At 66.7% G+C, this 19,930-nt stretch carries 26 protein-coding genes; all 26 read left to right on the plus strand.

Annotated features, from left to right (window positions below; genetic code table 11):
• The first annotated feature begins 172 nt into the window (after positions 1-172).
• Entirely contained in the window at positions 173-4,048 is a 3,876-nt protein-coding gene (locus tag E1295_RS21580; protein ID WP_132632142.1) for a DNA-directed RNA polymerase subunit beta', read from the plus strand.
• Positions 4,049-5,089: 1,041 nt separating this feature from the next.
• Positions 5,090-5,464 carry a 30S ribosomal protein S12 gene (gene rpsL / locus E1295_RS21585; protein ID WP_020542315.1) on the plus strand — a complete coding sequence of 125 codons (375 nt, stop codon included), beginning with the start codon at positions 5,090-5,092 and terminating at the stop codon, positions 5,462-5,464.
• Positions 5,464-5,934 (plus strand): 30S ribosomal protein S7, encoded by a 471-nt coding sequence (rpsG, locus tag E1295_RS21590; RefSeq protein ID WP_020542314.1) that lies wholly within the window; start codon positions 5,464-5,466, stop codon positions 5,932-5,934. The genes rpsL and rpsG overlap by 1 nt, the downstream gene beginning before the upstream one ends.
• Before the next feature lie 239 nt (positions 5,935-6,173).
• Entirely contained in the window at positions 6,174-8,222 is a 2,049-nt protein-coding gene (gene fusA, locus E1295_RS21595; RefSeq protein WP_246080190.1) for an elongation factor G, read from the plus strand.
• 219 nt (positions 8,223-8,441) lie between these two features.
• Complete coding sequence (gene tuf, locus E1295_RS21600) at positions 8,442-9,635, plus strand: elongation factor Tu (RefSeq protein ID WP_132632144.1); 1,194 nt, start codon at positions 8,442-8,444, stop codon at positions 9,633-9,635.
• 254 nt (positions 9,636-9,889) lie between these two features.
• The gene (rpsJ, locus tag E1295_RS21605; RefSeq protein ID WP_012887830.1) at positions 9,890-10,198 is read left to right on the plus strand and encodes a 30S ribosomal protein S10; all 309 of its coding nucleotides are present in this window, start codon (positions 9,890-9,892) and stop codon (positions 10,196-10,198) included.
• Positions 10,199-10,212: 14 nt separating this feature from the next.
• Positions 10,213-10,866, plus strand: coding sequence for a 50S ribosomal protein L3 (gene rplC / locus E1295_RS21610; RefSeq protein ID WP_132632145.1), 654 nt, complete (start codon positions 10,213-10,215; stop codon positions 10,864-10,866).
• A complete protein-coding gene (gene rplD, locus E1295_RS21615) occupies positions 10,863-11,507 on the plus strand; it encodes a 50S ribosomal protein L4 (protein ID WP_132632146.1) in 645 nt (214 codons plus the stop codon). Before rplC ends, rplD begins: the two co-directional genes overlap by 4 nt.
• Positions 11,507-11,809 carry a 50S ribosomal protein L23 gene (gene rplW, locus E1295_RS21620; protein WP_080043238.1) on the plus strand — a complete coding sequence of 101 codons (303 nt, stop codon included), beginning with the start codon at positions 11,507-11,509 and terminating at the stop codon, positions 11,807-11,809. The genes rplD and rplW overlap by 1 nt, the downstream gene beginning before the upstream one ends.
• 107 nt (positions 11,810-11,916) lie before the next feature.
• The gene (gene rplB, locus E1295_RS21625; RefSeq protein ID WP_132632147.1) at positions 11,917-12,753 is read left to right on the plus strand and encodes a 50S ribosomal protein L2; all 837 of its coding nucleotides are present in this window, start codon (positions 11,917-11,919) and stop codon (positions 12,751-12,753) included.
• Positions 12,754-12,764: 11 nt separating this feature from the next.
• Entirely contained in the window at positions 12,765-13,043 is a 279-nt protein-coding gene (rpsS, locus tag E1295_RS21630) for a 30S ribosomal protein S19 (RefSeq protein ID WP_090930455.1), read from the plus strand.
• A gap of 24 nt (positions 13,044-13,067) precedes the next feature.
• On the plus strand, positions 13,068-13,421 hold the full coding sequence (rplV, locus tag E1295_RS21635) for a 50S ribosomal protein L22 (protein ID WP_103960883.1): 354 nt from the start codon (positions 13,068-13,070) through the stop codon (positions 13,419-13,421).
• Positions 13,421-14,278: a 30S ribosomal protein S3 gene (gene rpsC, locus E1295_RS21640; RefSeq protein ID WP_132337009.1), complete on the plus strand. Its 858-nt coding sequence runs from the start codon at positions 13,421-13,423 to the stop codon at positions 14,276-14,278. Before rplV ends, rpsC begins: the two co-directional genes overlap by 1 nt.
• Positions 14,279-14,280: 2 nt before the next feature.
• Complete coding sequence (gene rplP / locus E1295_RS21645; RefSeq protein ID WP_132632148.1) at positions 14,281-14,700, plus strand: 50S ribosomal protein L16; 420 nt, start codon at positions 14,281-14,283, stop codon at positions 14,698-14,700.
• A gap of 82 nt (positions 14,701-14,782) precedes the next feature.
• The gene (rpmC, locus tag E1295_RS21650) at positions 14,783-15,019 is read left to right on the plus strand and encodes a 50S ribosomal protein L29 (protein WP_132337013.1); all 237 of its coding nucleotides are present in this window, start codon (positions 14,783-14,785) and stop codon (positions 15,017-15,019) included.
• Positions 15,012-15,317 (plus strand): 30S ribosomal protein S17, encoded by a 306-nt coding sequence (gene rpsQ, locus E1295_RS21655; RefSeq protein ID WP_132632149.1) that lies wholly within the window; start codon positions 15,012-15,014, stop codon positions 15,315-15,317. The genes rpmC and rpsQ overlap by 8 nt, the downstream gene beginning before the upstream one ends.
• Before the next feature lie 221 nt (positions 15,318-15,538).
• Positions 15,539-15,910: a 50S ribosomal protein L14 gene (gene rplN / locus E1295_RS21660; protein WP_132337017.1), complete on the plus strand. Its 372-nt coding sequence runs from the start codon at positions 15,539-15,541 to the stop codon at positions 15,908-15,910.
• An 8-nt stretch (positions 15,911-15,918) separates the two neighbouring features.
• Positions 15,919-16,224 (plus strand): 50S ribosomal protein L24, encoded by a 306-nt coding sequence (rplX, locus tag E1295_RS21665; protein ID WP_220448835.1) that lies wholly within the window; start codon positions 15,919-15,921, stop codon positions 16,222-16,224.
• The gene (gene rplE, locus E1295_RS21670; protein WP_132632151.1) at positions 16,224-16,799 is read left to right on the plus strand and encodes a 50S ribosomal protein L5; all 576 of its coding nucleotides are present in this window, start codon (positions 16,224-16,226) and stop codon (positions 16,797-16,799) included. The genes rplX and rplE overlap by 1 nt, the downstream gene beginning before the upstream one ends.
• A 2-nt stretch (positions 16,800-16,801) precedes the next feature.
• Positions 16,802-16,987 (plus strand): type Z 30S ribosomal protein S14, encoded by a 186-nt coding sequence (locus E1295_RS21675; RefSeq protein ID WP_132337023.1) that lies wholly within the window; start codon positions 16,802-16,804, stop codon positions 16,985-16,987.
• 207 nt (positions 16,988-17,194) lie between these two features.
• Complete coding sequence (gene rpsH, locus E1295_RS21680) at positions 17,195-17,593, plus strand: 30S ribosomal protein S8 (protein ID WP_132632152.1); 399 nt, start codon at positions 17,195-17,197, stop codon at positions 17,591-17,593.
• Between the two features lie 16 nt (positions 17,594-17,609).
• Complete coding sequence (gene rplF, locus E1295_RS21685) at positions 17,610-18,152, plus strand: 50S ribosomal protein L6 (RefSeq protein WP_132632153.1); 543 nt, start codon at positions 17,610-17,612, stop codon at positions 18,150-18,152.
• 2 nt (positions 18,153-18,154) lie between these two features.
• Positions 18,155-18,538 carry a 50S ribosomal protein L18 gene (gene rplR / locus E1295_RS21690; protein WP_132632154.1) on the plus strand — a complete coding sequence of 128 codons (384 nt, stop codon included), beginning with the start codon at positions 18,155-18,157 and terminating at the stop codon, positions 18,536-18,538.
• Positions 18,539-18,587: 49 nt separating this feature from the next.
• Positions 18,588-19,217: a 30S ribosomal protein S5 gene (gene rpsE / locus E1295_RS21695; protein WP_132632155.1), complete on the plus strand. Its 630-nt coding sequence runs from the start codon at positions 18,588-18,590 to the stop codon at positions 19,215-19,217.
• Between the two features lie 2 nt (positions 19,218-19,219).
• Entirely contained in the window at positions 19,220-19,402 is a 183-nt protein-coding gene (gene rpmD, locus E1295_RS21700; protein WP_080043226.1) for a 50S ribosomal protein L30, read from the plus strand.
• Between the two features lie 2 nt (positions 19,403-19,404).
• Positions 19,405-19,860 (plus strand): 50S ribosomal protein L15, encoded by a 456-nt coding sequence (gene rplO, locus E1295_RS21705; RefSeq protein WP_132632156.1) that lies wholly within the window; start codon positions 19,405-19,407, stop codon positions 19,858-19,860.
• The last annotated feature ends 70 nt before the right edge of the window (positions 19,861-19,930 follow it).

The following is a 19,930-nucleotide window of genomic DNA, read 5'->3' on the forward strand; positions in this document are numbered from 1 at the left end:
AGGAGATGCAGTCGTTGTGCCTCAACGTCGAGGTGCTTTCCAGCGACGGCATGTCCATCGAGATGCGTGACACCGACGAGGACGTCTTCCGCGCCGCGGAGGAGCTCGGTATCGACCTGTCCCGGCGTGAGCCGAGCAGCGTGGAAGAAGTCTGAGGGGGAGATCGCACAAAATGCTGGACGTCAACTTCTTCGACGAGCTCCGGATCGGGCTGGCGACGGCCGACGACATTCGTCAGTGGTCGCACGGCGAGGTCAAGAAGCCGGAGACCATCAACTACCGCACCCTCAAGCCGGAAAAGGACGGGCTCTTCTGCGAGAAGATCTTCGGTCCGACCCGCGACTGGGAGTGCTACTGCGGCAAGTACAAGCGCGTCCGGTTCAAGGGCATCATCTGTGAGCGCTGCGGCGTCGAGGTGACGCGCGCCAAGGTGCGTCGTGAGCGGATGGGCCACATCGAGCTGGCCGCGCCCGTCACGCACATCTGGTACTTCAAGGGTGTTCCCTCGCGCCTCGGCTACCTGCTCGACCTGGCCCCGAAGGACCTGGAGAAGGTCATCTACTTCGCGGCCTACATGATCACGCATGTCGACACCGAGATGCGTGAGCGTGACCTGCCCTCGCTGGAGGCGAAGATCTCCGTCGAGCGGCAGCACATCGAGCAGCGCCGTGACGCCGACGTCGAGACCAGGCAGAAGAAGCTCGAGAGCGACCTGGCCGAGCTTGAGGCCGCCGGCGCCAAGGGCGACCAGCGCCGCAAGGTCCGTGAGGGCGCCGAGCGCGAGATGCGTCAGCTGCGTGACCGCGCCCAGCGCGAGATCGACCGGCTCGACGAGGTCTGGAGCCGCTTCAAGAACCTCAAGGTCCAGGACCTCGAGGGCGACGAGCTGCTCTACCGCGAGATGCGCGACCGTTTCGGCCGCTACTTCAAGGGCGGCATGGGCGCGCAGGCGATCCAGGAGCGCCTGGTCAGCTTCGACCTCGACGCCGAGGCCGAGAACCTGCGCGAGACCATCCGCAGCGGCAAGGGCCAGAAGAAGGCCCGCGCGCTCAAGCGGCTCAAGGTCGTGTCGGCGTTCCTCAACACGACCAACTCGCCGCGCGGCATGGTGCTCGACTGCATCCCGGTCATCCCGCCGGACCTGCGCCCGATGGTGCAGCTCGACGGTGGCCGGTTCGCGACCTCCGACCTCAACGACCTCTACCGCCGGGTCATCAACCGCAACAACCGGCTCAAGCGTCTGCTCGACCTCGGCGCGCCCGAGATCATCGTGAACAACGAGAAGCGGATGCTGCAGGAGGCCGTCGACGCGCTGTTCGACAACGGCCGTCGCGGTCGCCCGGTCACCGGGCCCGGCAACCGTCCGCTGAAGTCCCTGAGCGACATGCTCAAGGGTAAGCAGGGCCGGTTCCGCCAGAACCTGCTGGGCAAGCGTGTCGACTACTCCGGCCGTTCGGTCATCGTCGTCGGCCCGCAGCTCAAGCTGCACCAGTGCGGCCTGCCCAAGCAGATGGCGCTGGAGCTGTTCAAGCCGTTCGTGATGAAGCGGCTGGTCGACCTCAACCACGCCCAGAACATCAAGTCGGCCAAGCGGATGGTCGAGCGCGCACGCCCCGTGGTGTGGGACGTCCTCGAAGAGGTCATCACGGAGCACCCGGTGCTGCTCAACCGTGCTCCGACGCTCCACCGCCTGGGCATCCAGGCGTTCGAGCCGCAGCTGGTCGAGGGCAAGGCCATCCAGATCCACCCGCTCGTCTGCACCGCGTTCAACGCGGACTTCGACGGCGACCAGATGGCCGTGCACCTGCCGCTGTCGGCTGAGGCCCAGGCCGAGGCACGCATCCTGATGCTCTCGACCAACAACATCCTCAAGCCGGCCGACGGCAAGCCCGTGACGATGCCCACCCAGGACATGGTCATCGGCCTCTACTGGCTGACCACTCAGAAGGACGGCGCGCTGGGCGAGGGCCGCGTGTTCGGCTCGATCGCCGAGGCGCAGATGGCCTTCGACCGCCGCGAGCTGGAGATCCAGGCGAAGATCCAGATCCGGCTGAAGGACTTCCTGCCGCCGCGTGACTGGGTCGCGCCGGAGGGCTGGGAGCAGGGCGACCCGATCCGGCTGGAGACGACGTTCGGGCGGTGCCTGTTCAACCAGACGCTGCCCGACAGCTACCCGTTCGTCGACTTCCAGGTCGGCAAGAAGCAGCTGTCCACGATCGTGAACGAGCTGGCGGAGACCTACCCCAAGATCGAGGTGGCCAACGCGCTCGACGCGCTCAAGGACGCCGGCTTCCGCTGGGCGACCCGCTCCGGCGTCACGATCTCGATCGAGGACGTCGTCGCACCGCCCAACAAGACCGACATCATGGAGAGCTACGAGCGCCGGGCCGACAAGGTTCAGCGCGAGTACGAACGCGGTCTGATCACCGACGAGGAGCGCCGTCAGGAGCTCATCGAGATCTGGACGCACGCGACGGCCGACGTCGAGACCGACATGGTCAGCGCCTTCCCGGCGACCAACCCGGTCTGGATGATGGTCAACTCCGGCGCCCGCGGTAACAAGATGCAGGTCCGGCAGATCGCCGGCATCCGCGGCCTGGTGTCCAACACCAAGGGTGAGACGATCCCGCGGCCGATCAAGGCCTCGTTCCGCGAGGGCCTGTCGGTGCTGGAATACTTCATCTCCACCCACGGCCAGCGGAAGGGTCTCGCCGACACCGCCCTGCGTACCGCCGACTCGGGCTACCTGACCCGTCGTCTGGTGGACGTCGCGCAGGACGTCATCGTGCGCGAGATCGACTGCGGCACCGACCGCGCCGTCCCGCTGCACGTCGGCGAGCGCGACGCGGCCGGCAACCTCGTCAAGGCCGAGAACGCCGAGTCCAACGTGCACGGCCGCATCCTGGCCGAGGACGTCGAGGTCGACGGCAAGGTCATCGTGCCCGCGGGTGTCGACATCAACGACAACCACGTCACGGCCCTGGTCGAGGCGGGCGTCGAGACGGTCCGCACCCGCAGCGCACTCGTCTGCGAGGCCAAGATCGGTGTCTGCGCGACGTGCTACGGCCGTTCGCTGGCCACCGGCAAGCTCGTGGACGTCGGCGAGGCGGTCGGCATCATCGCCGCCCAGTCGATCGGTGAGCCCGGCACGCAGCTGACGATGCGGACGTTCCACACCGGTGGTGTGGCCGGCGCCGACATCACCCACGGTCTGCCCCGTGTCACGGAGCTGTTCGAGGCGCGCATCCCCAAGGGTGTCGCCCCGATCTCCGAGGCCGAGGGCCGGGCTCGCATCGACGAGACCGACAAGACCAGGAAGGTCGTGATCACCCCCGACGACGGCTCGGAGGAGATCGCCTACCCGGTGTCGATGCGGTCGCGCCTGCTCGTGCAGGACGGCCAGCGCATCACGGTCGGCCAGCAGTTGGTCGCCGGTGCGGTCAACCCCAACGAGGTGCTGCGCATCCTCGGCCCGCGGGCCGTGCAGCTGCACCTGGTGGCGGAGGTCCAGCAGGTCTACCGCTCGCAGGGTGTGTCCATCCACGACAAGCACATCGAGATCATCGTGCGGCAGATGCTCAAGCGCGTGAACGTGCTGGAGTCCGGCGACACCGACCTGCTGCCCGGCGAGCTTGTCGAGCGTCCGCGCTTCGAGCAGATGAACCGCGAGACGGTGGCGGAGAGCGGCTCCCCGGCCGCCGGCCGTCCGGTGCTCATGGGCATCACGAAGGCGTCGCTCGCCACCGAGTCGTGGCTGTCGGCGGCCTCCTTCCAGGAGACCACCAGGGTCCTGACGGACGCGGCGATCCACGCCAAGTCCGACTCGCTCCTGGGCCTGAAGGAGAACGTCATCATCGGTAAGCTCATCCCGGCCGGAACGGGCATGCCGCAATACCGCAACATCCGGGTCGAGCCGACCGAAGAGGCCAAGGCGGCCATGTACACCGTCGGCGGCTACGACGGTTCGGCGGCCGACTACACGTTCGGCACCGGCAGCGGCGAGGCCGTCCCGCTGGAGGAGTACGACTTCGGCCAGTACAACCGGTGATCTCCTGACCATCGGCACGTGAACGCGCCCGGGTCTCCCGTTGAGGAGACCCGGGCGCTTCGCATTCCCACCCCGAACACCACCCCGTCCCCCGGTCGACTTGCGGCGGCGGTGCGGGGTGTCCGCCTCGTTCGCGTGCGCGCCGGGCGTTCCGGCGCGTTCACCGGCGCTCGGCGACCTTGGGGTCTCGGTCTCCAGGACCGGGCGCGGCTTGGGTGTGTGGTTGGCCGTCGGGGCGCGGTGATGGGTGGGGGAACGCGTGCGGGATGACGGTGCCCGTCCGGCCACGGAGAGGGTGCACAGGGCGCCGTTGCGGTGCTGTGCCATGTGCGGGGTCAGAGGCGTCTCCCTGGAGGTCCTCAGCGCTGTACGGCGGTTGGGGTGACGTGGGCGGAGCCGTACAAGATGGAGGTTGTGACCTGTGAGAGAGCATGTGCGGGGTCAGAGGCGTTTCCCTGGAGGTCCTCAGCGCTGTACGGCGGTTGGGGTGACGTGGGCGGAGCCGTACAAGATGGAGGTTGTGACCTGCGAGAGAGCATGTGCGGGGTCAGAGGCGTCTCCCTGGAGGTCCTCAGCGCTGTACGGCGGTTGGGGTGACGTGGGCGGAGCCGTACAAGATGGAGGTTCTGACCTGTGAGAGAGCCCGCACTGACGGAAGGAACACGGCCGTCCGGGGGACGAGAGGGTCTGAGGGCCTATATCATGGTGCAGGAGCTGTAGATGGGCTGGATGAAATAGGCCCCGGCGATCCGGAGTGGCAAGGCCTGTGCGTCTTGTCGCGCCGTTTTGACGTGTCGCGTGGGTCTGGGTAGTCTTGAACATCGTGCCCGTCTCTATGCGGGCTCTCGACCGTGCGCTCAATTGCGGGCGCGGGACGGCTTCCTGGCTCGCAATCCCCGCGGACGTGTCTGTGCGAATAGCGCGACACGCCCGAGCGCGGGGGCACCGGGACAGCGTAAGACAGCAGGTCATGACACCGGCAGTACCTGCACATGCACCACAACTGACGTAACACCGGCCAAGGCACGAAACGGAGTGGCAGTGCCCACTATTCAGCAGTTGGTCCGCAAGGGCCGGCAGGACAAGGTCTCCAAGACCAAGACTCCTGCCCTCAAGGGGAGCCCTCAGCGGCGCGGCGTGTGCCAGCGCGTCTACACCACGACCCCGAAGAAGCCCAACTCGGCACTGCGCAAGGTGGCCCGCGTTCGGCTCACGAACGGCATCGAGGTCACGGCCTACATCCCCGGTGTGGGTCACAACCTGCAGGAGCACTCCATCGTGCTCGTGCGTGGCGGTCGTGTGAAGGACCTGCCTGGTGTTCGCTACAAGATCATCCGCGGTTCGCTGGACACCCAGGGTGTCCGCAACCGCAAGCAGGCCCGTAGCCGCTACGGCGCGAAGAAGGAGAAGAGCTAATGCCTCGTAAGGGTTCTCCTGGCCGTCGTCAGCTCATGGCTGACCCGGTTTACAGCTCGCCGCTGGTGACCGCCCTGATCAACAAGGTGCTCCTCGACGGCAAGCGCTCCATCGCGCAGTCCATCGTCTACGGCGCCCTCGAGGGCTGCAGGGAGAAGACGGGCAACGACCCGGTCGTCACCCTGAAGCGCGCGCTCGACAACGTCAAGCCCACCCTCGAGGTTCGCAGCCGTCGCGTCGGTGGCGCGACCTACCAGGTGCCGGTCGAGGTGCGCGCGGCGCGCAGCACCACCCTGGCCCTGCGCTGGCTGGTGCAGTACTCACGCGCCCGCCGCGAGAAGACCATGACCGAGCGCCTCATGAACGAGCTCCTCGACGCCAGCAACGGCCTCGGGGCGAGCGTCAAGAAGCGCGAGGACACGCACAAGATGGCCGAGTCCAACAAGGCCTTCGCTCACTACCGCTGGTAGACAGCGCGGCGCGCTGGTTGCCGGCCTGGAGCCGTCACCACGGTGGCGACTCGCCGAAGGACAACCGTAGGCCCTTGCAACTGAGGGGCGGGGAAGCTCTCTTCCCCGCGGGAAAACGACCGTAGGCCCTTGCAGTTGTAGGGGGCGTGCGGGGGGCCCGTCCCCCCGCAGGAGAGGACGCGAGAGAAGTGGCCACCACGACCGCTCTTGACCTGGCCAAGGTCCGAAACATCGGGATCATGGCCCATATCGACGCGGGCAAGACCACCACGACTGAGCGCATCCTGTTCTACACCGGCATCAACTACAAGCTCGGTGAAGTCCACGAGGGCGCAGCCACGATGGACTGGATGGAGCAGGAGCAGGAGCGCGGCATCACGATCACGTCCGCCGCGACGACCTGTGAGTGGCTCAGTCACACCATCAACATCATTGACACCCCTGGGCACGTCGACTTCACCATCGAGGTGGAGCGTTCGCTGCGTGTCCTCGACGGCGCCGTCGCCGTGTTCGACGGTGTCGCCGGTGTCGAGCCGCAGTCGGAGACGGTGTGGCGACAGGCGGACCGCTACAACGTCCCGCGCATCTGTTTCGTGAACAAGATGGACCGTGTCGGCGCGGAGTTCCACCGCTGCGTCGAGATGATGGTCAGCCGTCTGGGCGCCACCCCGGCCGTCGTTCAGCTCCCCTGGGGCGTCGAGGCCGACTTCAGGGGTGTCATCGACCTCGTCATGATGAAGGGGCTGGTCTGGAGCGCCGAGGCCGCCAAGGGCGAGATGTACGAAACCGTCGACATCCCGGCCGACCACGCCGAGGCCGCTCGCGAGTGGCGTGACAAGCTCATCGAGACCGTCGCCGAGAACGACGACGAGCTGATGGAGCTCTTCCTCGAGGGCACCGAGCCCACCGAGGAGCAGCTGGTCGCGGCCCTGCGCCGCGCGACGCTGTCGAGCGCCATCAACCCGGTCCTGTGTGGCACCGCGTTCAAGAACAAGGGCGTGCAGCCCTTGCTCGACGCGATCGTGTCCTACCTGCCGGCGCCGACCGACATCCCGGCCTTCAAAGGCCACGCGGTCGGCAACGAGGACAAGGTCGTCGAGCGTCACGCCGACCCGTCCGAGCCCTTCTCGGCGCTGGCCTTCAAGATCGCCAGCGACCCGCACCTGGGCAAGATCACCTACCTCCGCATCTACTCGGGCACGCTCGAGGCCGGTTCACAGGTCGTCAACTCTGTGAAGGGCAAGAAGGAGCGGATCGGCAAGATCTACCAGATGCACGCCAACAAGCGCGAGGAGCGCCCGTCGGCGATCGCCGGCCAGATCGTCGCGGTCATGGGTCTGAAGGACACCACGACCGGCGACACCCTGTCCGACCCGGCGAACCAGGTCGTGCTCGAGTCGATGACGTTCCCGGCTCCGGTCATCAACGTCGCCATCGAGCCCAAGACCAAGGGCGACCAGGAGAAGCTGTCCACCGCCATCCAGCGGCTGGCCGAGGAGGACCCGTCCTTCCAGGTCCGCCGTGACGAGGAGACCGGTCAGACGGTCATCTGGGGCATGGGCGAGCTGCACCTGGAGGTCTTCGTCGACCGCATGCGGCGCGAGTTCAAGGTCGAGGCCAACGTGGGCCGCCCGCAGGTGGCCTACCGCGAGACCATCCGCCGCAAGATCGAGAAGGTCGACTACACCCACAAGAAGCAGACCGGTGGTTCCGGTCAGTTCGCGCGGGTGATCATCAACGTCGAGCCGCTGGGCGAAGGCAACGACGGCTACGAGTTCGAGAACAAGGTCACCGGTGGCCGCGTCCCGAGGGAATACATCCCGTCGGTCGACGCCGGCGCCCAGGAGGCCGCCGAGTTCGGCGTGCTGGCCGGTTACCCGATGGTCGGCGTGAAGGTTACGCTGACCGACGGCGCCGCCCACGACGTCGACTCCTCGGAAATGGCCTTCAAGATCGCCGGCTCGATGGCCTTCAAGGAGGCCGCGCGCAAGGCGGACGCCGTGCTTCTCGAGCCGATGATGGCCGTCGAGGTCACCACGCCCGAGGAGTACATGGGTGATGTCATCGGAGACCTCAACGGTCGCCGCGGGCAGATCCAGGCGATGGACGAGCGGGCCGGTGCCCGAGTCGTCGAGGCGCTCGTGCCGCTGTCTGAGATGTTCGGCTACGTGGGTGACCTGCGTAGCAAGACGCAGGGGCGCGCGAGCTACAGCATGCAGTTCGACTCCTACGCGGAGGTGCCCCCGGGCATCGCCAAGGAGATCGTCGCGAAGGCCCGGGGCGAATAACCCCAGGTCCCGAGGTGGCCGAGGCGGCGGAGATCGTCGCCCCGCCGCCGAGGGGCCCGGGGCGAACAGATCCTGGGCCGGTCCCTCCGGGGGCTGATCCAGGACCTGCGTCCAGGTCCCTGGCAGGGTGGTGAGAGCCACCCCGCCGCCAAGGGGTTCGGGAGATCCCGGGCCCAAGTGTGCAGACGAAAGTCAGTCAGATTCTCAAGGAGAGAACCAGTGGGCAAGGCCAAGTTCGAGCGGAACAAGCCGCACATGAACATCGGCACCATTGGGCATATCGACCACGGTAAGACCACACTGACCGCGGCGATCACCAAGGTGCTCCACGACCGTTTCCCCGAGCTGAACGCCGCGACGCCGTTCGACAAGATCGACAAGGCGCCGGAGGAGAAGGCTCGCGGCATCACGATCTCGATCGCGCACGTCGAGTACCAGACGGAGAAGCGTCACTACGCGCACGTCGACTGCCCGGGTCACGCCGACTACGTCAAGAACATGATCACCGGTGCCGCCCAGATGGACGGCGCCATCCTCGTGGTCGCCGCCACCGACGGCCCGATGCCGCAGACGAAGGAGCACGTCCTCCTGGCCCGCCAGGTCGGCGTCCCCTACATCGTCGTGGCGCTCAACAAGTCCGACATGGTCGACGACGAGGAGATCCTTGAGCTCGTCGAGCTCGAGGTCCGTGAGCTTCTCTCCGCTCAGGAGTTCCCTGGCGACGACCTGCCCGTGGTCCGCGTCTCCGCGCTCAAGGCTCTCGAGGGCGACGAGAAGTGGGCCGACAGCATCGTCGAGCTGATGACCGCCGTCGACGACAACGTCCCCGAGCCGCCGCGTGAGACGGACAAGCCGTTCCTCATGCCGGTCGAGGACGTCTTCTCGATCACCGGTCGCGGCACGGTCGTCACCGGCCGTATCGAGCGCGGTGTCGTCAAGGTCAACGAGCAGGTCGACATCGTCGGCATCAAGCAGGAGAAGACCACGACCACCGTCACCAGCATCGAGATGTTCAACAAGATGCTCGACGAGGGTCACGCAGGCGACAACGCCGCGCTGCTGCTCCGCGGCATCAAGCGCGACGAGGTCGAGCGCGGCCAGTGCATCATCAAGCCGGGCACGACCACCCCGCACACCGAGTTCACCGGCCAGGTCTACATCCTGTCCAAGGACGAGGGCGGCCGCCACACGCCGTTCTTCAACAACTACCGCCCGCAGTTCTACTTCCGTACGACTGACGTGACCGGCGTCGTGCACCTCCCCGAGGGCACCGAGATGGTCATGCCGGGCGACAACACCGAGATGCGCGTTGAGCTGATCCAGCCCATCGCCATGGAGGAAGGCCTCAAGTTCGCGATCCGTGAGGGTGGCCGCACCGTCGGCGCCGGTCGGGTCATCAAGGTCATCAAGTAGCTTGACCGCTGGGGCGGCGGTCGGCCCCGGACCCGGGACCGACCGCCGCGCCACGTCGCAGACTCCGCGTAAAAGCGCCGTGATCCAGCAGTAGCTTCGGCCCAATGACCGAAGTCACTGCCGGATCACGGAAGAAAAAGGCAGGCCGACTCGTCTGCCTCGTGGGGTCACGCAGGTCCTGACCTGCAGTGAAGGAAGCGGCACAAGGCCGCACGATACTTTTCCAGACGACAGCGAAGGACACCGAGGCCATTATGGCGGGACAGAAGATCCGCATCCGGCTTAAGGCCTATGACCACGAGGTCATCGACAGCTCGGCCAAGAAGATCGTCGAGACGGTGACGCGGACTGGCGCGAAGGTCGCGGGCCCGGTGCCGCTGCCGACCGAGAAGAACGTGTACTGCGTCATCCGCTCGCCGCACAAGTACAAGGACAGCCGCGAGCACTTCGAGATGCGCACGCACAAGCGGCTGATTGACATCATCGACCCGACCCCCAAGACGGTCGACTCGCTCATGCGACTCGACCTCCCCGCGGGTGTCGACATTTCGATCAAGCTCTGAGGGAACGCACTGACATGGCTAAGACGATCAAGGGCGTCCTGGGCAAGAAGCTCGGCATGACCCAGGTCTTCGACGCGGACAACCGGATGGTACCGGTGACCGTGGTCGAGGCCGGTCCGTGCGTGGTGACCCGCGTCCGTACTCCCGACAAGGACGGCTACTCCGCCATCCAGCTCGGTTTCGGGCAGGTCGACCCACGGAAGGTCAACAAGCCGCTCGGCGACTACCTGCGTAAGCACGACATCACCCCGCGCCGTTACTTCGCGGAGATCCGCACCGACGACGCGAACGACTACACCCTGGGCCAGGAGCTGCTGGCCGACACCTTCGAGGCCGGCCAGTTCGTCGACGTGACGGGCAAGAGCAAGGGCAAGGGCTTCGCCGGTGTCATGAAGCGGCACGGCTTCGGTGGTCTGGGCGCGTCGCACGGTACGCAGCGCAAGCACCGGTCGCCGGGTTCCATCGGTGGCTGCGCCACCCCGGGCCGCGTTTTCAAGGGCCTGCGCATGGCTGGCCGGATGGGTAACGTCCGCACCACTGTGCAGAGCCTGAAGGTTCACTCCGTGGACGCCGAGAAGGGCCTCATCCTGATCAAGGGTGCGATCCCCGGCGCCAACGGAAGCCTCGTCCTCGTCCGCACCGCTGCCAAGAAGGGGGCTGCGAAGTGACAAGCATTGACGTCCTCGACGCCAGCGGTGCCAAGACCGGCACGGTCGACCTGCCCGAAGACATCTTCGGCGCCAAGGTCAACGTTCCGCTGATCCACCAGGTGGTCGTGGCCCAGCTCGCCGCTCGCCGGCAGGGCACCCACAAGGTCAAGACCCGTGGTGAGGTCTCCGGCGGCGGCAAGAAGCCCTACCGTCAGAAGGGCACCGGCCGGGCCCGTCAGGGTTCGACCCGCGCACCGCAGTTCACCGGCGGCGGCATCGTCCACGGGCCGGTGCCGCGCGACTACTCGCAGCGCACGCCCAAGAAGATGAAGGCCGCCGCGCTGCGTGGCGCCCTGTCCGACAGGGCCGGCGGCGGCCGCGTGCACGTGGTCAGCTCGCTGGTCTCGGGTGAGACGCCCAAGACCAAGGCCGCCCTGGAGGCACTGCGCAAGATCACCCAGTCGCCTCGCATCCTCGTCGTGGTCGACGAGGCCGACGAGCTGACCTGGCTGAGCCTGCGCAACGCTCCCGAGGTCCACCTGCTGGACGCCGGGCAGCTCAACACCTACGACGTGCTCGTGCACGACGACGTGGTCTTCACCCAGGAGGCGTACGACCAGGTCGTGGCGCGGCTGAGTGGCGGGAAGGAAGACGCCTGATGGAGAAGATCGCCGACCCGCGCGACATCATCATCAAGCCAGTGGTCTCTGAGAAGAGCTACGGCCTGATCGACGAGAACAACAAGTACACGTTCCTGGTGAAGAAGACCGCGAACAAGACCCAGGTCAAGATCGCTGTCGAGCAGATCTTCGGGGTCAAGGTCACCAGCGTGAACACCATCAACCGGCAGGGCAAGCGCAAGCGCACCCGCACCGGTTACGGCAAGCGTCCGGACACCAAGCGCGCGATCGTGAGCCTGGTCGAAGGCGATCGGATCGACATCTTCGGTCAGATCGGCTAGCAGCCATAGAAATGAGCGCGGGCCGCAGTGCCATGCGCGGGGCTGAGACCGCCGCACCTCGGTGCGGCGGGCTCACCCATGTAACCGACGAAGGATGAACGAAAAAGATGGGCATCCGTAAGTACAAGCCGACGACTCCGGGTCGCCGCGGATCGAGTGTCTCGGACTTCTCCGAGATCACCCGCAGCACGCCCGAGAAGTCGTTGCTTGCACCCCTTCACAACAAGGGCGGCCGGAACGTACACGGCCGAGTCACCGCTCGCCACCAGGGCGGCGGTCACAAGCGCGCCTACCGGATCATCGACTTCCGTAGGCATGACAAGGACGGCATCCCGGCCAAGGTCGCTCACATCGAGTACGACCCCAACCGCACCGCCAATATCGCTCTGCTCCACTACGCCGACGGCGAGAAGCGCTACATCATCGCGCCGACCGGCCTCAAGCAGGGTGACCGTATCGAGAACGGCCCCTCTGCCGACATCAAGCCGGGCAACTGCCTGCCGCTGCGCAACATCCCGACCGGTACCTTCATCCACGCGGTGGAGCTCCGTCCGGGCGGTGGCGCCAAGCTGGGCCGTTCCGCGGGTGCGCAGATCCAGCTGCTCGCCAAGGAGGGCCAGTACGCCACGCTGCGTATGCCGTCCGGTGAGATGCGCATGGTCGACGTGCGCTGCCGGGCCTCGGTGGGCCAGGTGGGCAACGCTGAGCAGGCCAACATCAACTGGGGCAAGGCCGGCCGCATGAGGTGGAAGGGCAAGCGCCCGACCGTCCGCGGTGTCGCCATGAACCCGGTCGACCACCCGCACGGTGGTGGTGAGGGCAAGACCTCCGGTGGTCGCCACCCGGTGAACCCGAAGGGCAAGCCCGAAGGCCGCACCCGCCAGGCCAACAAGTCCAGCGACCGGCTGATCATCCGGCGTCGGAGCAAGAGGAAGAAGCGGTAGGAGCAGCCGAAATGCCACGTAGCCTTAAGAAGGGTCCCTTCGTGGACGACCACCTTCAGAAGAAGGTGGACGCCCAGAACGAGAAGGGCAGCAAGAACGTCATCAAGACGTGGTCGCGGCGCTCCATGATCGTTCCTGACATGCTCGGGCACACGATCGCCGTGCATGACGGCCGCAAGCACGTCCCGGTGTTCATCACCGAGTCGATGATCGGCCACAAGCTCGGAGAGTTCGCCCCCACGCGTACGTTCCGCAGCCACGTCAAGGAAGACCGCCGCAGCCGGCGGTAAGCGTCCCGGAAGTAGGAGAAAGCGATGGAAGCCAGGGCTCAGGCGCGGTTCGTCCGTGTCACGCCCCTCAAGGCCCGCCGCGTGGTGGACCTTATTCGCGGGCTGCCCGCTTCGGAGGCGCAGGCCGTGCTGCAGTTCGCTCCCCAGTCGGCGAGCGAGCCGATCTACAAGGTGCTCAGCAGCGCCATGGCCAACGCTGAGCACAACTTCGATCTCGACCCCAGCACGCTCGTCGTGAGCCGCGCGTGGGTCGACGAGGGCCCGACGCTGAAGCGGTTCCGTCCGCGTGCCCAGGGTCGTGCCTATCGGATCAACAAGCGGACGAGCCACATCACCGTGATCGTGGAGTCCCGCGAGCCGAAGGGAAGGACCCGATAGTGGGCCAGAAGGTTAACCCGCACGGGTTCCGCCTCGGCATCACGACCGACTTCAAGAGCCGGTGGTACGCCGACAAGCTGTACAAGTCGTACGTCGCCGAGGACGTCGCGATCCGCCGCATGCTGCAGAAGGGCATGGAGCGGGCCGGCATCTCCAAGGTGGAGATCGAGCGCACCACCGACCGCGTGCAGGTGGACATCCACACCGCGCGGCCCGGGATCGTGATCGGCCGGCGCGGAGCCGAGGCCGACCGCATCCGCGGCGACCTGGAGAAGCTGACCAAGAAGCAGGTCCAGCTCAACATCCTCGAGGTGAAGAACCCCGAGATCGACGCCCAGCTCGTCGCGCAGGGCGTGGCCGAGCAGCTGTCGAGCCGCGTCTCGTTCCGCCGTGCCATGCGCAAGGCGATGCAGTCGGCCATGAAGTCCGGCGCCAAGGGCATCCGTGTCCAGTGCTCCGGTCGTCTGGGCGGCGCCGAGATGTCGCGGTCGGAGTTCTACCGCGAGGGCCGGGTGCCGCTGCACACGCTGCGCGCCGACATCGACTACGGCTTCTACGAGGCCCGTACGACCTTCGGCCGCATCGGCGTGAAGGTCTGGATCTACAAGGGCGAGGCTCCGACGAGCCGCGCCGAGCGCGAGGCGGCCGCCGCCGGCGCTCGTGCCGGCCAGCGTCGTGACCGTGACGACCGCCGTGGTGGCGGTGACCGTCCGCGTCGTGGCGGCGGTGACCGTCCGCGTCGTGGCGGTGGTCGCGGCGACCGTGACCGCGCCCCCCGCACCGAGTCCCAGGCGGCACCCGCCCAGGGGACTCCCGAGACCGGCCCGGCTGCGCAGCCGGGTGCTGAAGGGAGCTGACCATGCTGATCCCGCGCAGGGTCAAGCACCGCAAGCAGCACCGGCCCGACCGTAGCGGAGCCGCCAAGGGCGGCACCAGGGTCGTGTTCGGCGAGTTCGGCATCCAGGCGGTTGAGCACTCCTACGTGACCAACCGTCAGATCGAGTCCGCCCGTATCGCCATGACCCGTCACATCCGCCGTGGCGGCAAGGTGTGGATCAACATCTACCCCGACCGTCCGCTCACGAAGAAGCCGGCCGAGACCCGCATGGGTTCCGGTAAGGGTTCGCCGGAGTGGTGGGTGGCCAACGTCAAGCCCGGACGCGTGATGTTCGAGCTGTCGGGCGTGGCGGAGTCGGTCGCTCGCGAGGCGCTTCAGCGTGCGATCCACAAGCTGCCGATGAAGTGCAAGATCGTTAAGCGTGAAGTGGGTGAGGCCTGATGTTCGCTTCGCGAACCACAAGCTGCCGATGCCGCGCTTACTCAACATGCAAGATCGTTAAGCGTGAAGTGGGTGAGGCGTGATGGCTAAGGGCCTGACCGCCGGGGAGCTGCGGCTCGAGGACGAGGAGACCCTTGTCCAGAAGTTGAAGGAGGCGAAGGAAGAGCTGTTCAACCTTCGGTTCCAGTCGGCTACCGGTCAGTTGGAGAGCCACGGGCGGCTGCGGGCCGTCCGCCGCGAGATCGCCCGTATCTACACCGTGATGCGTGAGCGTGAGCTCGGCATCGTCACGGTCGAGAAGGAGACGAGCGATGGCTGAGACCGAGACCACTGAGACCACCGAGACGGCGACCGAGGCGACGGACGCGCGGAACTTCCGCAAGGTCCGTGAGGGCCTCGTCGTCAGCGACAAGATGGACAAGACCGTCGTCGTCGCCGTCGAGGACCGCGTCAAGCACCGCCTGTACGGCAAGGTCATCCGCCGTACGACGAAGTACAAGGCACACGACGAGGCCAACGCCTGTGGCGTCGGCGACCGCGTGCTGCTCATGGAGACCCGCCCCCTCTCCGCCACCAAGCGGTGGAGGGTCGTGGAGATCCTCGAGAAGGCCAAGTAACACTCCTTCTCGGATATACCGCGCCTCGTGGGGGCTCTCAGAGCCCCCATGCGGCGTCCAAGGACGCGGGGCCGCCAAGGCCTCGCGTCGCCTGCGGTGCGGCCCTCCACGGAGGGCTGTGGCCGGGGGAACAAGACAACAGCAGGTTCCGCCAGGCTCACGCGGAAGCGCGTTTCGGCGCAGCGCCCGTGTGAGAACCGGCGCGACTAACAGGAGTGAAAGTGATCCAGCAGGAGTCGCGGCTCAAGGTCGCCGACAACACGGGTGCCAAGGAGATCCTCTGCATCCGCGTTCTCGGTGGCTCAGGCCGACGCTACGCCGGTATCGGCGACATCATCGTCGCCACTGTCAAGGACGCGTTGCCCGGCAGCACGGGCGTCAAGAAGGGCGACGTGGTCAGGGCCGTCATCGTCCGCACGGCCAAGGAGCGTCGCCGGCCCGACGGCTCCTACATCCGGTTCGACGAGAACGCCGCCGTCATCATCAGGGACAGCGGCGACCCTCGTGGCACCCGTATCTTCGGCCCGGTCGGCCGGGAGCTGCGCGACAAGAAGTTCATGCGCATCATCTCGCTCGCCCCGGAGGTGTTGTAATGCCGAAGCTGCATGTGAAGAAGGGTGACCTGGTCAAGGTCATCGCCGGTAAGGACAAGGGCGCCAAGGGTCATGTCATCGCCACCTACCCGCGGGAGGACCGCGTGGTGGTCGAGGGCGTCAACATGATCAAGAAGCACGCCAAGGAGACCCACCAGGGCCCGCGCGGCGCCAAGACCGGCGGTGTGCAGACCATGGAGGCTCCCATCCACGTGAGCAACGTGAAGAAGCTCAAGGACGACAAGCCCGCCGACAAGAAGCCCGCTGAGGAGAAGTCCGAGGCCAAGGCCGACGAGACGGGTGAGGACAGCTGATGACCGCCACGACCACCGAGACAGAGCGCCCGACGCCGCGGCTCAAGACGAAGTACCGCGAGGAGATCGCGGCCCAGCTTCGCGAGCAGTTCGGCATCGAGAACGTCATGCAGATCCCGGGCCTGACCAAGATCAAGGTCAACATGGGTGTCGGCGAGGCGGCTCGCGACTCCAAGCTCATCGAGGGCGCCGTGCGCGACCTCACCGTGATCACCGGCCAGAAGCCGGCCGTCGTACGGGCCCGCAGGTCGATCGCGCAGTTCAAGCTGCGTGAGGGCATGCCGATCGGCGCGCACGTCACGCTGCGCGGCGACCGCATGTGGGAGTTCCTCGACCGGCTGCTGTCCCTGGCGCTCCCGCGCATCAGGGACTTCCGCGGCCTGTCGCCGAAGCAGTTCGACGGCAACGGCAACTACACCTTCGGTCTGACCGAGCAGGTCATGTTCCACGAGGTCGACCAGGACAAGGTCGACCGGCCGCGGGGCATGGACATCACGATCGTGACCACCGCGAAGAACGACGACCAGGGCCGGGCGCTGCTGAAGCTCCTCGGGTTCCCCTTCAAGGAGGCCTGATCATGGCGAAGAAGTCGCTGATCGCCAAGGCAGGGCGCAAGCCGAAGTTCCAGGTCCGGGCGTACACTCGTTGCTCGCGCTGTGGCCGGCCGCGCGCCGTCTACCGCAAGTTCGGGCTGTGCCGCGTGTGCTTCCGCGAGATGGCGCACCGGGGCGAGCTGCCCGGCATCACCAAGTCGAGCTGGTAGTCCCGGCGAGAGGTTCTCTCGTCGGATAACCTGTGGGCGGCCTTCGTGCCGCCCGCGGGTGACCACCCGCTGTTCATATTTCCGAAGAAGACCAGGATGTCCCCTCGCGGGGGCGTCCATGACCGCGCCGAAGGTCCACCGGCAGAGAGCCCCGGTCACGGGTGCTGCTTGGCCGACTGGAAACCGCGGCGAGGAAGGCCACTGGCCATGACGATGACCGACCCGATCGCAGACATGCTGACACGTCTGCGCAACGCGAACTCGGCCTACCACGAGAGTGTGGCGATGCCGTACTCGAAGATCAAGGCGCACATCGCGGAGATCCTCCAGCAGGAGGGTTACATCCAGGCTTGGGCCGTCGAGGACGCCAAGGTTGGCAAGAACCTCGTGGTGGAGCTCAAGTTCGGGCCTACCCGTGAGCGGTCGCTCTCGGGCCTGCGCCGGGTTTCCAAGCCCGGTCTGCGGGTTTATGCGAAGAAGGACAACCTGCCTCGGGTCCTGGGCGGGCTGGGCGTCGCGATCATCTCGACGTCCGCCGGCCTCATGACCGACAAGCAGGCCGGCAAGCGTGGTGTGGGCGGGGAAGTCCTCGCCTACGTCTGGTAGAGGGGAGGAACACAGCATGTCGCGAATCGGACGGCTGCCCATCCCTGTGCCGAGTGGCGTAGACATCACGATCAACGGCCGGGATGTCCAGGTCAAGGGCCCGAAGGGCACGCTCTCTCACACGGTGGCCGAGCCCATCTCGGTCGCTCGTGACGATGACGGCAGCATCGCCGTCACCCGGCCCAGTGACGAGAACAAGGTCCGTGCGCTGCACGGCCTGTCGAGGACGCTGATCGCCAACATGGTGCAGGGCGTCACGCAGGGCTACTCCAAGAGCCTTGAGATCGTAGGTGTCGGTTACCGCGTCCAGGCCAAGGGCCCGACGCAGCTGGAGTTCTCGCTGGGCTTCAGCCACCCGGTCATCGTGGACGCCCCCGAGGGCGTCACCTTCCGCGTCGAGAAGCCGACCCTGTTCCACGTGGACGGCATCGACAAGCAGAGGGTGGGCGAGGTCGCGGCCAACATCCGCAAGCTGCGCAAGCCCGACCCGTACAAGGGCAAGGGCGTGCGTTACCAGGGCGAACAGATCCGCCGCAAGGTCGGAAAGGCTGGTAAGTAGGCATGGCTCCGAAGACTGCGTTCAGCAAGCACACGGCTGCCCGCACGGTCTCGCGGGCCCGCCGTCACCGCCGCGTCCGCAAGTACGTCGTCGGCACGACCGAGCGTCCCCGCCTGGTCGTCAACCGCTCGACCCGTCACATGTTCGTCCAGATCGTGGACGACACCGTCGGCCACACGCTGGTGAGCGCGTCCACCATGGACGCCTCGCTGCGCTCGCTGGAGGCGGACAAGACCGAGAAGGCCAAGAAGGTCGGCGAGCTCCTCGCTCAGCGGGCCAAGGACGCCGGGATCACCAAGGTCGTCTTCGACCGCGGTGGCAACCGGTATGCGGGTCGGATCGCGGCGCTGGCCGACAGCGCGCGCGAGAGCGGGCTCGAGTTCTGATGAGGGCCCGGGGAACGCAACTAATGGCAACTGAGATGAGGAACCACTGATGGCTGCAGCTCCGCGTCGCGGTGGCGGCACGGGTGGCGAGCGGCGGGACCGTCGTGACGATCGCCGCGGTGGCGCCGCCGACAAGGGCGTCTCGTACATCGAGCGCGTAGTGAAGATCAACCGAGTGGCCAAGGTCGTGAAGGGTGGTCGTCGCTTCAGCTTCACCGCCCTCGTCGTCGTCGGTGACGGCAACGGCATGGTCGGCGTCGGCTACGGCAAGGCCAAGGAAGTGCCCGCGGCCATCGCCAAGGGTGTCGAAGAGGCCAAGAAGCACTTCTTCAAGGTGCCTCGGATCCAGGGCACCATCCCGCACACCGTGCAGGGCGAGGAGGCGGCGGGCGTCGTCTTCCTCCGTCCGGCCTCGGCCGGTACCGGCGTCATCGCCGGCGGCCCGGTGCGCGCGGTCCTGGAGTGCGCCGGCATCCACGACGTGCTGTCCAAGTCGCTCGGCTCGGACAACCCGATCAACATCGTGCACGCCACCGTGGCGGCTCTGAAGGGCCTCTCGCGCCCCGAGGAGATCGCCGCCCGCCGTGGCCTGCCGATCGAGGACGTGGCCCCGGCCCGCATGCTCAAGGCGCAGCGTGAGGGTCTTGCCGAGGCCGCGGCCGCCAAGGCGGTGAGCTAGTCGTGGCACGCCTGAAGATCACTCAGGTTCGCTCGAAGATCGGTGGCAAGCAGAACCAGCGTGACTCGCTGCGTTCGCTTGGCCTGAAGCGAATCGGCGACGTCGTCGTCAAGGAGGACCGCCCCGAGATTCGCGGGATGGTCTCCGTGGTGACGCACCTCGTCGAGGTGGAAGAGGTCGACTAGTCATGACTGACAAGGCTCCGCTCAAGATTCACGACCTGCGTCCTGCCCCTGGTGCCAACAAGGCCAAGACCCGCAAGGGTCGCGGTGAGGCGTCCAAGGGCAAGACGGCCGGTCGCGGCACCAAGGGCAGCCACGCCCGCACGACGGTCCCCCTCGGCTTCGAGGGTGGCCAGGTGCCGCTGCAGAGGCGTCTGCCGAAGCTCAAGGGCTTCTCCAACGCCCTGTTCAAGACGACCTACCAGGTCGTCAACCTGGACAGGATCGGTGAGCTGTTCCCCGAGGGTGGCGAGGTCACCGTCGAGGCGCTGGTCGCCAAGGGCGCCGTTCGTAAGAACCAGCTCGTGAAGGTGCTCGGCACCGGTGAGATCTCGGTCGCGGTCAACGTGCAGGCCCACGCCTTCTCGTCGTCCGCGAAGGAGAAGATCGCCGCAGCCGGTGGTTCCGTTACCGAGCTGTAAGAGCTATTACGTGGCGTGGGGGCTTTGACAATGGGCCCCCACGCCCGTAGTGCGTTAGAGTTCGCCAGAC

The organism is Nonomuraea mesophila (assembly GCF_004352805.1).
Lineage (GTDB): Bacteria > Actinomycetota > Actinomycetes > Streptosporangiales > Streptosporangiaceae > Nonomuraea > Nonomuraea longispora.

Coding starts and splice junctions, on each gene's coding strand:
- rpsH (WP_132632152.1), top strand. CDS start 17,195: ATGACGATGACCGACCCGATCGCAGACATGCTGACACGTCTGCGCAAC.
- rplC (WP_132632145.1), top strand. CDS start 10,213: ATGGCTAAGACGATCAAGGGCGTCCTGGGCAAGAAGCTCGGCATGACC.
- E1295_RS21580 (WP_132632142.1), top strand. CDS start 173: ATGCTGGACGTCAACTTCTTCGACGAGCTCCGGATCGGGCTGGCGACG.
- rplF (WP_132632153.1), top strand. CDS start 17,610: ATGTCGCGAATCGGACGGCTGCCCATCCCTGTGCCGAGTGGCGTAGAC.
- rpsE (WP_132632155.1), top strand. CDS start 18,588: ATGGCTGCAGCTCCGCGTCGCGGTGGCGGCACGGGTGGCGAGCGGCGG.
- rplR (WP_132632154.1), top strand. CDS start 18,155: ATGGCTCCGAAGACTGCGTTCAGCAAGCACACGGCTGCCCGCACGGTC.
- rplW (WP_080043238.1), top strand. CDS start 11,507: ATGGAGAAGATCGCCGACCCGCGCGACATCATCATCAAGCCAGTGGTC.
- rpsJ (WP_012887830.1), top strand. CDS start 9,890: ATGGCGGGACAGAAGATCCGCATCCGGCTTAAGGCCTATGACCACGAG.
- rpsQ (WP_132632149.1), top strand. CDS start 15,012: ATGGCTGAGACCGAGACCACTGAGACCACCGAGACGGCGACCGAGGCG.
- rplO (WP_132632156.1), top strand. CDS start 19,405: ATGACTGACAAGGCTCCGCTCAAGATTCACGACCTGCGTCCTGCCCCT.
- rpmC (WP_132337013.1), top strand. CDS start 14,783: ATGGCTAAGGGCCTGACCGCCGGGGAGCTGCGGCTCGAGGACGAGGAG.
- rpsG (WP_020542314.1), top strand. CDS start 5,464: ATGCCTCGTAAGGGTTCTCCTGGCCGTCGTCAGCTCATGGCTGACCCG.
- rplE (WP_132632151.1), top strand. CDS start 16,224: ATGACCGCCACGACCACCGAGACAGAGCGCCCGACGCCGCGGCTCAAG.
- rplP (WP_132632148.1), top strand. CDS start 14,281: ATGCTGATCCCGCGCAGGGTCAAGCACCGCAAGCAGCACCGGCCCGAC.
- E1295_RS21675 (WP_132337023.1), top strand. CDS start 16,802: ATGGCGAAGAAGTCGCTGATCGCCAAGGCAGGGCGCAAGCCGAAGTTC.
- rplB (WP_132632147.1), top strand. CDS start 11,917: ATGGGCATCCGTAAGTACAAGCCGACGACTCCGGGTCGCCGCGGATCG.
- fusA (WP_246080190.1), top strand. CDS start 6,174: ATGGCCCATATCGACGCGGGCAAGACCACCACGACTGAGCGCATCCTG.
- rplV (WP_103960883.1), top strand. CDS start 13,068: ATGGAAGCCAGGGCTCAGGCGCGGTTCGTCCGTGTCACGCCCCTCAAG.
- rpsS (WP_090930455.1), top strand. CDS start 12,765: ATGCCACGTAGCCTTAAGAAGGGTCCCTTCGTGGACGACCACCTTCAG.